Source organism: Devosia sp. (genome assembly GCF_040509215.1).
GTDB lineage: Bacteria > Pseudomonadota > Alphaproteobacteria > Rhizobiales > Devosiaceae > Devosia.
In genome coordinates this window covers 1-13,432 of record NZ_JBEVLL010000205.1, presented here as the reverse complement: position 1 = coordinate 13,432, position 13,432 = coordinate 1, and the positions used below count along the sequence as shown (strand labels likewise).

The window sequence follows — 13,432 nt, the reverse complement described above, 5'->3', positions numbered from 1 at the left end:
GTAAAACGACCATCGCAACCCTGGGTGCCGTCCAGGGCTTGTTTGCCGCCCGTCCCGCGCCCTTACTCGCAGAAAATTTGGTGCTCTATTTAGTGCCTTCGCGCGCGCTTGCTGCCGAGGTCGAAACTCGTTTCGCGGAGGACCTGAGAGGCATTGCGGCGGAGCCGGTCGTTGTCACCGGTCTTTACGGCGGCACCGATTGGGGACCGACCGACGCTTGGGTTCAAGTTGATCAGCCGACCGTCGTGATCTGCACCTTCGAGAAGGCCGACGCCCTCCTGCGCTATCTTGGAACGCTGTTACTCGACCGCGTTCGTCTTGTGGTCATTGACGAGGCGCATATGGTGGAACAGGATCCAAACCGGGCGGATGCGGTTACCGACGGCACCTCACGCGCACTGAGGCTTGAGCAGCTAAGCGCCCGCTTGCTGCGGGCGCAAGAGGATAAGAATTTCCGCATTATCGCGCTCTCGGCGGTCGCAGCTAAGGCGGCGCCGGCAATCGCATCCTGGCTGTCGAGCGACGAGGATGGCGGTCCGATCAGCTCGACCTACCGTAGCACACGCCAGATGCTTGGCAGGCTTGAGGTCTCGCGCAGTGGCCAATTCGACATTCGCTATGATCTGATGGACGGTCGGACGCTTGAGTTCGAGGACGAACGCACCGATGACCGTCCATATATTCCAAGGCCATTCGCGTCCGTTCCCGGCGGAGTCGACAGCTCGCTTGGCGTCGAGAAATCGCTGCGGGGTCCGACCCTTTGGGCCGCGCTCCACCTTGCCGCTGAACGCCCCGACGCCACCCGGCCGACAGTGATGATATCGCTGACGCAGAACGTCAGTTCCTTCGCTGAGGATTGTGCCGATCTGCTTGAGGCTTGGATCGAGGCGGAAGTGCCTCTCCCCAACTACTGGTCGGTCGCCGACGACGATCCTCATTGGCAAAGCTGCCTCGAGGCGGCAGTGGACTATTTTACGAAGGACTCGTTTGAATATCGACTGCTGGTCCATCGCATCGCCGTCCATCATGGCCAAATGCCAGGCCTTCTGGCGCGTCGGCTAAAGGTGGCGATCGATCGCGGAAATGTCCGGGTGGTGATCGCGACCTCGACACTGTCCGAAGGCGTCAACATCCCGGTCAACACATTGCTCATCCCGAGCGTGCATCGGTCGAACAACCTGTTCACGGCCAATGAGTTCTCGAACCTCATTGGGCGCGCGGGTAGGCCTGGCGTCGCTACCGAAGGCAATGCTCTTGTTGTCTTGCCTGAACGGGAATATCAGGGCCGTAGCCGAAAACCGGTATGGAACCGCACCTGGGAAGGTTACGAGAAGCTCGTCGATGAGCTGAAAGAGGCAACCAACCTTGCGTCAACTGGTGACCTCTCAGTGGAAGAAGGCACGGCCAACAGCGCTCTGGCCATCCTGCTGGAGCGACTGCGAGACGCTTGGGAGGAACTGAGTGGCAGCGACAACGATGACGAGTTCACCAAATGGCTCGAGGAAACGGCCGTCGTCGATGGTGACGGCGGCGGAGAAGGAGACGATAGCGAGACGTTGCTCGACACTCTCGACGGATTGTTGATCGCAGCCATCCAGGAAGTCGAACAAATACGCAGCGCGAGCCTCAGCGCCGGCGAACTTGAGGTCGAGCTGTCCGCGCTCTGGCGACGAACCTATGCCCATGTGGCGGCCGATGAGGAGAGCCGTCTCTCGCATACATGGCTCGCACGAGGCCGTGCGATCACAAGCCTCTATCCTGACCGTAATCACCGCCGGCAGCTCTACAAAACGAGCCTTCCACCACGTTCCGGATCGATTCTCCTCGATCGTGTCGAGGAGATCCGCATGACTTTGCAGGCTGGCGTCGACTATGCGGATCGAACAGTTGAGCAACAGTTTGAGTTTGTCCGCTCCGTTATCGCCCTGCTGGGCGAGGTGCCGGCATTTCGCATTTCGACCAAGCTAGGTCGCAAGCGGACGCCTTTCACTGACTGGGAGAGGCTGCTGCGCTGGTGGTTGTTAAAACGCAGCCTCAAGAAGCAGCCCAAGCCCAAAGACCTCGGCCCGTGGTTCGCCTTCGTTTCTGAAAACTTTATTTATCGAGGCAATTGGGGCCTCGGAAGCCTAATCGGCGTATTGATGGATCAAGGCGATGGGGCAGGCCCGGTCGATGCGCTTACCATGGAAGACTGGCCGCGCACGGGCCTGCCGTGGATCGGCTTTTGGCTCAAGGAATTAGTGAACTGGGGAACACTCGATCCCGTAGCCGCCTTCCTGCTCGCCCGCGGCAACGCTCGCGACCGTGCGCAGGCCGAAGCAGATGCCAAGGATTATTACGCTCAGCTCGAAGACGAGACCCCAGCGAACGAAAAGCTCGATCCCAGGCGCGTTCGTGATTGGGTCGAAGCGCGACGCCCACCTGCGCCGCCCAAGCGAACATCCACTATTATAGCGTTTGATGTGCGGCTAGAGCGATCGGCGCGCGACTATCTCTCTCGCCAGCTCAGCGTTTTCCCGCTGGCGGGCGACGACGGCCTCAGCTGGATCGATTCCGCCGGATACGCGGTCGCGCATAGCGAGCGTCCGGCTGATTGGGACGACCAACCGTCACGCTTCCGCTTCGAGCTTTCAGTCGATCAGCGGCAAGTAACTGGCGAGCCCTACCTGCCACACCGGCAGGAACCATAGCACAGACGTACCATCGAGATCCTGCCAACCCACGCAGTCAGACAATAGGCGACCTACGGCCAATCCCAAAAGCGTCAGCCTTAACAGTCAGGAACGCGGCTCGATCTGTTGTCGTCCTGTATTCATAGGATGCGAGTAGATCGAAAGGCGTCGGCGCGGTCTATTCATTGCGGTGGCTTGTACGTCTGCTTTCTCGCTCATCATCCGAAAAGCGGACGGACCGCTGCCGGTTCTCAATTCGTCGTTGCGATCGCCCATACAGTATGTGGCATGCCGAGTTGCAATAGCCGGCGCCCCACTTGATTGCCATGCCGGTCGAAATCTTCAGCATCGCGGTCCGTGGTGACCTGCCGCATGTCAAAGTCCGGGGCCCGCCATACTCGCCAGAAAAACCATGGAGTAATAGGGAGGGCTATGATAAAAACCATGGAGTAATATGCAAACTATCGAAGTTCTACAATGGCTTCCGCTAAAACCCTGGACAGGTACCGAACGGAAGCTCTCAAAAAAATCGAGCGGGCCCAGCGGCAGTCTCCGACCCTTCGGCCTCTCGAAGCCTTGTTCAGATACGTCAGCGCGTACCCCGAAAATCTACCAAGCGGCACTGCGGGACTATGGCGCCAACAGCTCCGCATGGCGGTTTTAGAGGTCGTGAAGGTTGATCCGCGTAGCTTCAGCGAGCGCCAGGTTGCCGGCTTTCTGACAGAGATGGATGACGCCGTCGACGCCCTGCGAGGTCGGCCCAGCGCTAAACATACGGCGAGCAAAAAGTGGAAGGATCCGCCCAAAGCCGCGGTTGTGAAAGTGTTCACTCGACTGAAAGAACGCTCTCTGAAACTGAATCGGATCCGGATGGCGGCGGCTGCATTCTATTGCGTACTCATGCCACGCCTAGGTGCGCGGCCGGTGGAGTTACTTGGAGCTACCGTCGTTGCTGGGCATCTCGTGTTACCAAACGCAAAGCGTGCAGTTGACCAATCTAGTTATCGTGGCCTTGATGTGCGGCATTGGCAACTCCAGCACCGTGTCGCGCTCGCCGCGCTGCTGGACATCGTTACCAGTGAGGTCGAAGAGGGTGGGTATGAAGCTTGGCTAAGCATTCTTGCGGAAACACTCGCAAGAGCCTGCGAAGCGGTCGAGGTCAGGCGGCTTGCCCCGTCTAGCTTTCGGCACACAGCGCTATCGACTTGGGCCGCTGCGGGTTACACGACGGAGGAGATAGCGCGGATGGCTGGGCATTTTTCGCGCCGCAGCCCAGCTCATTACATCCGCACGGCGTCCGCATGGGGACCAGAAGACGCTATAGTTACTCCGGCCGCGGCATTGGATCACGCTGTCAGTTCCGACGAAAGCATCCATAAGTCGGTTGACCAGGAATTCGACCTTTCTCCCATGCCCCAGCCCGTTAACGTCTCCTCGGCCCCGGATGAGTCGAAAGCTTTGTGGGATGAGTATCGACGGCGTTCAAAAGATCAAACCAGAGCGCTGAATGAAGCTGTTGCCTCTGTCATGTCTCAGCGGGCACCGCGCGCAGGAGATGGCGTTGATCTCGATGAAGAGCATGAGCCTGGCGGTCGCCAACCATCCAGCTGATTATCGCAACCAATCTTTGGTGCCTCTTATTCAGCGCCCTTCGGACCGTGAAGGTCAGAGGAGGCGTATGGCGTCGGGCAACGCCATACGTTTCTTGATCGATCCTTCGCGCATACCCGATGTTGGCTCCGCTCAACCGTTGACTTTCTTAGCCCCGATCGGCGGTCGGAGCGGCCGAGCGGCACAGGGTACTTAAGGAGACGCGCTTATCGTCGTAGACACCGTTCAGCCCTAACTCTTGCGCCGAGTTTTTGCTGCCTCCCGCCCGAGGCGGTGCCATGCTTCAATCCAAGGCTGGAAGTCGACTGCAACGGGAAGCCGTTCAATAGCTTCTTTCAATTCCGCGATCGGCGGATCTTCAGTATAGCGGCTTCGTTCGCCCGCTCGACCACGCTCGCGCTCCCTTTCACGCGCTCCCGATGAGTGACCACTTAGGTAGTCAACCACTCCTTCACGTACGCCCGCCGTGAGGAGATCCGTAATGAAGCGGTGACGAAGCGGATGGTAGGCACCGTCCGACTCGGTATTGTTCTTTCGCATAACGACAATGCTGAGGTCTTCGAGCACCCTGGCAAAGCGCTTGCCAAGCGCGTCGCCGAACTTGTCTGACTCGCCTGCGTCTGCAAGGTCAGGAAACAGTCTTTCGTTTAGATCTCGCCCTTCGACCATGGCCTCGACAAATCCCAGTGCGAGCAGCCAGCTATGAAGAGGCACATACCTCCTGGACGGTCCGTTTTTCAGCTTCAAGTCACGCGCATGAAGATCGAACACCCATATCCCGTCGATAAGCCGAACATGGCGAACGCGGAGCTGCGCGAACTCTTCACGGCGCATTCCGTGCAGCAAGGCAATGGGAAACCCCCAATAGAGGCTGTCTCTTACGATTATCAGGCCAGGAGAATTGTAAAAATACTCCGACTTCCGGCCAAGCCAGACCGGGTGTTCGGCGATTTTTTGAACCTGATCCAGCGAGAAAGCAGGCCGCTCTTCGTTTGGCTTTAGTCCGGTCACAGACACGCCGGTGGGGAGGGCCAGATCATTCCAGACCACTCGCGTATCTTCGGGAAGGTGAGCGTTGGCCAACGCCCAAACGAACACCGGAACAATGGCGCTCATGTGCCGATTGATGGTGGTGTTGCTGATGCGGACGTAATTGCTTTTTGCTCGTTCAATTGCAGATTGGTCTTTGAGCTTCTCCGGCGGCGCAGTTTTTGCCCACTCGGCGTGTGCTTTGGATCTGGACTGCTCGATGATTTCCAGAATTGAGAGGTCTTGTGACGCCTCAGATTTCCAATAGGATTTGGGAACCTGTTGGAGCGTCAATCTAAAGGTCAGAAAGTCATCACGCTTGTAGTCGCTGATTGGTCGATCGCCGACCGACTCAAGCCATATACGTTTGCTCGACTTAACGTCCTCATCGTACCCCTCACCGACTTCAATGCCGGCAATACGGACTGCAATGCACTTGGTCATCAGTGCCGAGAACGGCATGTGGCTCGAATCATCAGTGTTTGCATGCCGGGAAGAAACTTGACCTGCCGGTGTGCGCCAAGGATTGGGCACCGTCGCTATCGCGTTCGCTGCGATGCTCTCGCTGGCTACTGGAGGCGGCACGGTCACTGGGTTCTTAGAACCCGCCACTTGAGCGGTTTGGTCGAGACCGAGATGAGCTTCCAGAGCGAAAAGTCTACCTTGCCAGTCTCCGACAGGAAGGCCTCTTCTGCCCACTGCAAGGCCGTGCATTGAGGCGGTTGCCACTGCAGATTTGAGATAGTGTGTGGCAAGCCCAAGGCTAAGCGCACGGCCACCGGTAGCAAGAGCGGCTTGGTCTTCTCCAGTCGCCACGCCTGCGGATCGGGCAGTGTGGCTGACGAAGGCGGTGTCGTAAACGCTAATGCCTTTGCCAACTTGCTCGATGATCCCGATCGCAAGTTCCGCCCACGCCGTGGCCTGTTCTCTCGGGTCAAGTAGGGGGCGGCCATATCGCTGGACGTCGGACGCCACATCTATGGCATCGTCCTCGCGCCAGCCCGCAAGAGCAGTTTGGACAAGCTTTGTTAGGTCTGCACTTTTCAACATAGGGTCGGACTTGGCACGCTCAAAGAAATCGTCAACTTCGACTGCCAACCTGCGGCCGAGCCGCTCTGCCAACTTCGAAGATATGACACCAAGTCTGTAACAGATTTCCGTAGATGCAAGCCTTTCCTGAAGAAGCTCGGGCACCTTGCGGCGGAAGTAGGTCACGCGTCCCTTTAGGCGCGTATAGTGTCCAGTGCGCATGTCGAAACATGCTCCAAATGAACCAGATCGACAGCTTTGAGTGGGTAATGCGCTCCCCAGCGACTTCCCACGTCGAATCGTATCTGGTGGCCAACTCGGTGGCCAAACTGGTGGGAAACCACGCAATTTGGCCGGCGGCATTGGCGCTAACTTACTGGACTGATTGAGTTTTGCTAAAAAATTGGCTGGGGAACCTGGACTCGAACCAAGATCGACGGAGTCAGAGTCCGCTGTTCTACCATTGAACTATTCCCCAGCATAGCCTGCTGGCTTGGCCGCCCTACAAAGCAGGGCCTCGTTGGCGGCGCGGGTTCTCATTAGACAAAGCCGAAACGGATTGCAAGCGGGGATGGTGCAAGTTTACCCAACCAATGTGTGCATTGCGCTTGGCTCAGCGTTGAAGTAGCGTCTTTTTCAACAATGCAACACCAAAGCTGCGCCTCGGGCGCGGCCGGAAATACCGGCCAGCGACCGCGCAGCGTCAGGAGAATCAGGTGACCGATCCGAATCGGTCCGCTGCCTTGTCGGTCCCCCGGACCGGCACGGCGCTCCGCACGCCTTCCGCTCAGGATCGGAAGGCAAGGGGTTCGGCTGCGCCACCTTCGGCGGAGTCGCGGACAAGTCATGCGCCTCGGCGCGCACGCGGCCCGCTCTATGCAGCGCTCGACCTCGGGACCAATAATTGCCGACTGCTGATCGCCCGTCCACACGAACATGGGTTTCGTGTGCTCGACGGGTTTACGCGTATCGTGCGCCTCGGCGAGGGTGTTTCGGTAACCGGTCGCCTCGGCGATGCGGCCATGGAACGCACCATGGAAGCGCTGAAGCAGTGCCGCAACAAGCTGCGCGACCACCAGCCGACCCGTATGCGCCTGATCGCCACCGAAGCCTGCCGCGCGGCCGAAAATGGCCCGGAATTTCTCGGCCGGGTGAAGGAAGAGCTGGGGCTCGAGCTTGAGATCGTCGATCGCCGCACCGAGGCCGAACTGGCCGTGACCGGCTGTGCCGATCTCATAGACGAGACGGCTCAGGGCGCACTCATGTTCGACATCGGCGGTGGGTCCTCCGAACTCGCCTGGCTCGATTTCCGCGGCGGCCGGCCGCGCTCGCAGGGGCGCATGTCGGCCTCGATCCGCTCCTGGCAATCGCTACCGGTCGGCGTCGTCTCCATTGCCGAGCGCTTTGGCGGGGTCAATGTCACCCCCGACGTGTTCGAAGCCATGGTCGGTTTCGTCTCCGAGCATCTCAAGCAATTCCGTGGCCGCGAAAAATTGCGCCAGATGATTGCTTCCCATCCGGTGCATCTGATCGGCACCTCGGGCACAGTCACGACGCTGGCCGGGCTGCATCTTGGGCTCGAACGCTACGAGCGCCAGAAGGTGGACGGCCTCTGGCTCAAGAGCCAGGAAGTCGACGACATCATGCGCGTCCTTCTCAACATGCCCTTTGATCGGCGGGTGACCCACCCCTGCATCGGGCGCGACCGTGCCGATCTGGTGCTGCCTGGTTGCGCCATTTTTGAAGCCATTCGGCGCGAATGGCCGACGGAACGGGTCCGCGTGGCCGATCGCGGCCTGCGCGAAGGCATCCTGATTTCTCTCATGGATGCAGATAAGGTTCACAAGCGGCCGAGCCGCCCCAAGCGGAGAAACGCAAATGGTGGATAAGGCGCTCGGCACTGGTGGCCGCAAGTCCGACAAGGACCTGAAAATCCGGCTCAAGACGGCCAAGGGGCGGACGACTTCGTCCACCAAATGGCTGCAACGCCAGCTCAACGATCCCTATGTGGCCCGCGCCCGTTCGGAAGGCTATCGCTCGCGCGCGGCCTTCAAGATCAAGGAAATCGACGAAAAGCATAAGCTCTTCAAGAAGGGCATGCGGGTCGTCGATCTCGGCGCTGCGCCCGGCGGCTGGTCGCAGGTCGCCGCCAAGGCGGTTGGCTCCACCACCGAACACCCGCTGATCGTCGGTATCGACTATCTCGAAATGGACCCGATTGCCGGCGTCATCCTGCTGCAGAAGGATTTCACCGAAGAGGACGCGCCGGATCAGTTGTTTGCTGCCATGGGCGGTCACAAGGCCGACGTGGTGATGAGCGATATGGCCTGGCCGACGACCGGCCACCGGCCTACCGATCACCTGCGCATCGTGCACCTGATCGAGATCGCTGCCGATTTCGCCATCAAGGTGCTCAATCCCGGCGGCGCTTTCGTTGCAAAAGTGTTCCAGGGCGGCACCGAGCATGAGCTGCTGCACATGCTCAAGCGCCACTTCAAGACCACCCTGCACGTCAAGCCACCCTCCAGCCGCAGCGAGTCGGCCGAGGCTTATCTCGTGGCCAAGGGCTTCAAAGGGCAGGCCGACATGGAGCAAGAAGAGGCCGCGGACTGACCGCGGCCCCCGGAAGTCAGGCGGCCGCCTGGCCGTAGCGCTCGATCACCTCGGCAAGCGCCACATGGCCCTTGAACGCGCCTGATCCCGCCGGCGTCTCGCCGTTCTCGATGGCGAGCGCAAAGATGACGGCGGGATCGGCTTCCAGGCGCCGCCGCACGGCAGCGAGCCTTGGCCAGCGTTGGGCATCGGCCACCTCATGAAAATCGAGCCAGCGGGCGATGCCGATCAGCACGGCGTCGGCAAGCGAAGGTCTTTCTCCGACGAGATAGGGGCCATTGCCAACTATGGCTTCGAGCTTGTCGTGCCGCTCGATAACGCTCTCGCGGCCCCAGATGCGCAAATTCTCCTGCAAGACCGGGTTCGGCGGCTCCATTTCGAGCGCGGCCCAGAGCGGACTGAAGGCGCCGGTGAAGCCGGTATTGATAAAACCCAGCAATTGCCACATGCGATCGGCATCGGCGCTTTCGGGCGAATAGCTGATGCGGTGGTCACCATCGCGGGCGGCAAGCCAGGCGGCTATGGCCATGGTCTCGGTGATTGGCCGGCCTGCGTGCGTGATCAGTGCGGGTGTCTCGTGGCGGGCATTGATCTGCGCGTAGCCCGGTTCGCGCATCTCGCCCAGCATGTCGACGCGGCAGAGCCGATAGGGCTGGCCCAGCCATTCGAAGGCAGCAATGAGCCCCATGGAGCTACCGGCCGGGTGGCCGTAGACAAGGATCGGTTCCATTGGTCATCTTTCAAGAAGTGTCAAATGATGCTGGCCAGCGGGCTGGAACCTACCCACCTCCGCCCCTAAGTAAATTACGGACATTTTTGTAACCATGAGAGCATCATGCAGACGCTGGTTTCCAACTGCCCCATCGAGGATGTGATGCGCGCGCTGTCCGGCCGTTGGCCCGGCCTGCTGCTTTACTATCTCAAGGACGGGACCAAGCGGTTCAGCGATCTCAGGCGCGATAATCCCACGGTGTCACACCGCATTCTGGCGATGGAACTGCGCAAGCTCGAAGCGGTTGGGCTGGTGATGCGCACGGCTTTTCCCAGCTATCCCTTGCGCGTGGAATACGATCTCACGCCCGCCGGCGCGCAGTTGCTGCCCCTCATCGAGGGGCTCGCCGATTGGTGGGAAGCCACCGGACCGGAGAGGGCGAAGCAGGCTAGCCTCGCTGTCTCCTCATAGCTCAATGCACGTGCGGTTTGCCGAGCAATTGATGCCCGGCATTCTTGGGCAGCGTCATGAACAGCACCGTCGCGACGAGGCCGACGGCCGCGACTACATAGAAGGCGATGTGGAAGTCGATCAGCGCCAGTTCGCCGCCGCCGCGCAGGCGATGCACCAGTTCCAGCGTGCCGCCGCCAAGAGCCACGCCCATGGCGAACATCAACTGGCCCCAGACCTGGCTGATCACATTGGCCTGTCCGGCGTCCTTGTCCTCGATATCGGCGAAGGTGAAGGCGTTTGAGCCGGTCCAGAACGTCGATTGCCAGAAGCCGGTGAAGGTGAGGACGGCAAGGATCAGCGGGATTGGCGTTTCGGGCGTATAGAGCCCCATGGCGACGATGCCTGCCGCGGAAACCGCCGTCGACCAGACCAGTGGATATTTGAAGCCCCAATGGGCAAACATCCAGTTGGCGACGAATTTGGCCGCCAGCGCGCCGATGGCGCCGACAAAGGTCACCATGCCGCTCTCGAAAGGAGAGAGGCCGAAGGTCAGCTGCAGCATCAGCGGGAACAGGAAAGGCGTCGCGCCCTGGCCGAGCCGGAAGAAGGTACCGGCGACAATGGCGATACGGAAGTTCCGCACCGCGAGCAGCCGTAGGTCGAGCAGCGGAAACTCTGTCCGCAGCGCATGGTGGGTGTAGAAGGCGCCAAGCACCATGCCGGCGATGGCGGCGATCACGCCGTAGAGCGGGGGCAGGGCAGGCAAGCTCACCACCGAACAGCCAAAGGCGAAGAGCGCAAAGGCAAGGCCGGCCATGACGAACCCCGGCCCGTCGATATTGCGCGGCTTGTTGCGGTGTTCATTGGGGAGGGCAAAGCCGACAAGGATAATGCCCAAAACCCCGATCGGCACATTGATGATGAAAATCCAGTGCCAGGAGAAATAGGTGGTGAGGAAGCCACCAAAGGGCGGGCCGACAATTGGCCCGATCAGCGCCGGAATGGTCAGCCAGGCCATGGCATCGACCAGTTGATGGCGCGGCGTTGCGCGCACCAGCACGAGGCGTGCGACAGGCCCCATCATGGCGCCACCCATGCCCTGGATAAAGCGGGCGCCGACGAACTGGGCCAGCGAACTCGAAAACGCGCAACAAATCGAGCCAATCATGAACACCAGCATGGCCACGCGGAACACGCGGCGTGCGCCAAAGCGGTCGGCCATCCAGCTCGAAATCGGAATGAAGATGGCGAGCGCCACGAGATAGGCCGTCAGCGCCAGCTTCAGCGAAATCGGGTCCGTGCCGATATCCGCAGCGATGGCGGCGAGTGAGGTGGCGATAACGGTCGAGTCCATGTTTTCCATGAACAGGGCCGTGGCCAGAATGAGGGGCGTAGTTCGAGACACTGGCTTTTCGGTCCGGTTTTGGCCGGGCCGCTACTCCTTGTAAGCGCGGTGACCTGAGACGTCCGCGCCGGCATTCTTGGGCAGGGTGAGATAGACAAGGCTCGCGACGGCACTAAGACCGCCGACGGCAAAGAAAGCGATCTGGAAATTCACCAGCGATAGGTGGCCGCCGGTATAGTGGCTGCTGATTTCGAGAATGGCGCCGGCCACGGCGACACCGAATGCCACCGATAGCTGTTGGCACACTGCAACGATGGCGGTGGCCTGGCTCGCCTCTTCGTCCGAGATGTCGGCATAACCAATGGCGTTCGAGCCGGTGAAAAAGACCGAGCGTAAAACGCCGCCTGCGAGCAGCACGGCCATCATCACTGGCGTCGCCGTTTCAGCAGTGAACAGCCCCTGTGCGGCAATCAGCAAGCCGCCGAAAATCGAGGCAAAGGCGAGCACTCGCGGAAAGCCGAAGCGCGCAAAAACCCTTTCAGCCACGAACTTGCTCATGATGGCGCCGATCGCCGAGACGAAGGTGATAGCGCCCGACTGGAACGGATTGAGCCCAAAGCCGAGCTGCAGCATCAGCGGCAACAGGAAGGGTATGGCCCCAACGCCGATGCGGAACAGCGAACCGCCGGTGATCGAGGAGCGGAACAGCTTGTGGCGGAACAGTTTTGGATCGAGCAGCGGGTAGGTCGTGCGCCGCGCATGGAGGAAATAGAGAATACCCGCGGTCACGCCGACGGCGATGGTAAGGTAGCCATAGATGATCGGCAGGGCAGGGAGGCTGATCACCGAGAGGCCGAAGACGGTGCCCGAAAAGGCCACCGAAGCGATGACGAAGCCGATGAGATCGACCGGCCGCGGCGTCCGCTCATCAGGCACCTTCAGGTAGATCCCCGAGAGGATGATGCCGATGACGCCGATCGGAATATTGATCCAGAAGATCCAGTGCCAGCTTAGATATGTGGTGAGGAAGCCGCCGATCAGCGGCCCCGTCACCGGCGCCACCAGCGCCGGCACGGTTAGCCACGCCATTGCTGAAACCAGTTCATTGCGCGGCGTCGAGCGCACCAGCAGCAGGCGTCCCACAGGCGTCATCATCGAGGAGCCAATGCCCTGGAAGAAGCGCGAGAGCACGAAGCTTTCGAGCGAAAAGGCAAAGGAACAGGCAAGCGACCCCAGCATGAAGACAAAGATCGCGAGCCGAAAAATGTTCTTGGCGCCGAACCGGTCGGCCATCCAGCCGCTGAGCGGAATGAAGATGGCGAGCGCCACGAAATAGGCCGTCAGCGCCAGTTTCAGCGCGATCGGATCGCTACCGATATCGGCGGCGATGGCGGGCAAGGACGTGGCGATGACGGTCGAGTCCATCTGTTCCATGAACAGGGCGACCGCAAGAATGAGCGGGGTAACGCGGATCACGAGTATAGAACCGGGAATCGTGCAAGGAGGGATGCAGCCCGATTACTATGAGCCCAAGATTTAGGCTTGGCCAATGAATATTGGGCAAAAGCGGCCAGAATTCTCCGGCGCCGGACAGGTTTGCGCCTGCTCCGAAATGGCATCCGGAAGGAGTCTCGGCGCCAAACCTTCTCCTGATATCACCGGCCGGACCGTTGAGCTAGATGGGTAGGCGCATTGCTGCCCCCGGTATCGCCCCTATGCAAGCCGGGGCGCCGATGCTATTGACCCTCGCCAACCTGAACCCGCGAGTACTCCCCGCCGGTTCATATTCGAATAGATCTGACAATGTTCAGAAGGCAGGAAGGGTCTGGCCTTGGCGAAGATTATTACCACGATTACCGGCGACGCGGCTCTGACGTTCGACGACGTGCTGCTCCAGCCCGCGCGCTCCGATGTCCTGCCCACTGAAACCGACATTTCGACCTATGTCACCAAGGACATAGCGCTCAA

The 13,432-nt window shown here is 60.1% G+C and carries 10 protein-coding genes and 1 tRNA gene; 6 read left to right on the top strand and 5 right to left on the bottom strand.

Features of this window, described 5'->3' with window-relative positions; genetic code table 11:
• Both ABW043_RS11365 and ABW043_RS11360 read left to right on the top strand, forming a co-directional pair.
• On the top strand, positions 1–2,690 hold a 2,690-nt coding region (locus tag ABW043_RS11365; protein ID WP_353921318.1), incomplete at its 5' end, for a DEAD/DEAH box helicase.
• Between the two features lie 633 nt (positions 2,691–3,323).
• Positions 3,324–4,283: a site-specific integrase gene (locus ABW043_RS11360; protein ID WP_353921317.1), complete on the top strand. Its 960-nt coding sequence runs from the start codon at positions 3,324–3,326 to the stop codon at positions 4,281–4,283.
• 231 nt (positions 4,284–4,514) lie between these two features.
• Here ABW043_RS11360 and ABW043_RS11355 read toward each other — a convergent pair whose 3' ends face one another.
• Both ABW043_RS11355 and ABW043_RS11350 read right to left on the bottom strand, forming a co-directional pair.
• The gene (locus ABW043_RS11355; RefSeq protein WP_353921316.1) at positions 4,515–6,527 is read right to left on the bottom strand and encodes a tyrosine-type recombinase/integrase; all 2,013 of its coding nucleotides are present in this window, start codon (positions 6,525–6,527) and stop codon (positions 4,515–4,517) included.
• Between the two features lie 218 nt (positions 6,528–6,745).
• Positions 6,746–6,819: transfer RNA gene (locus tag ABW043_RS11350), tRNA-Gln, on the bottom strand.
• Positions 6,820–7,057: 238 nt separating this feature from the next.
• Here ABW043_RS11350 and ABW043_RS11345 point away from each other — a divergent pair.
• Positions 7,058–8,230 carry a Ppx/GppA phosphatase family protein gene (locus ABW043_RS11345; protein ID WP_353921315.1) on the top strand — a complete coding sequence of 391 codons (1,173 nt, stop codon included), beginning with the start codon at positions 7,058–7,060 and terminating at the stop codon, positions 8,228–8,230.
• Positions 8,220–8,954 (top strand): RlmE family RNA methyltransferase, encoded by a 735-nt coding sequence (locus tag ABW043_RS11340; RefSeq protein ID WP_353921314.1) that lies wholly within the window; start codon positions 8,220–8,222, stop codon positions 8,952–8,954. Before ABW043_RS11345 ends, ABW043_RS11340 begins: the two co-directional genes overlap by 11 nt.
• 16 nt (positions 8,955–8,970) lie before the next feature.
• Here the strand turns inward: ABW043_RS11340 and ABW043_RS11335 are convergent, their stop codons facing one another.
• A complete protein-coding gene (locus ABW043_RS11335; RefSeq protein ID WP_353921313.1) occupies positions 8,971–9,684 on the bottom strand; it encodes a glutathione S-transferase family protein in 714 nt (237 codons plus the stop codon).
• A gap of 105 nt (positions 9,685–9,789) precedes the next feature.
• Here ABW043_RS11335 and ABW043_RS11330 point away from each other — a divergent pair, with 105 nt between their 5' ends.
• Complete coding sequence (locus ABW043_RS11330; protein WP_353921312.1) at positions 9,790–10,137, top strand: winged helix-turn-helix transcriptional regulator; 348 nt, start codon at positions 9,790–9,792, stop codon at positions 10,135–10,137.
• Position 10,138: 1 nt separating this feature from the next.
• On the opposite strand, the gene ABW043_RS11325 is transcribed toward ABW043_RS11330, so the two are convergent.
• Both ABW043_RS11325 and ABW043_RS11320 read right to left on the bottom strand, forming a co-directional pair.
• The gene (locus ABW043_RS11325) at positions 10,139–11,524 is read right to left on the bottom strand and encodes an MDR family MFS transporter (RefSeq protein ID WP_353921311.1); all 1,386 of its coding nucleotides are present in this window, start codon (positions 11,522–11,524) and stop codon (positions 10,139–10,141) included.
• Between the two features lie 30 nt (positions 11,525–11,554).
• On the bottom strand, positions 11,555–12,898 hold the full coding sequence (locus tag ABW043_RS11320) for an MFS transporter (protein WP_449396958.1): 1,344 nt from the start codon (positions 12,896–12,898) through the stop codon (positions 11,555–11,557).
• A 397-nt stretch (positions 12,899–13,295) separates the two neighbouring features.
• Between ABW043_RS11320 and ABW043_RS11315 the strand changes: the two genes are divergently transcribed.
• The coding region (locus tag ABW043_RS11315) for an IMP dehydrogenase (RefSeq protein WP_353921319.1) at positions 13,296–13,432 on the top strand (137 nt) is incomplete at its 3' end.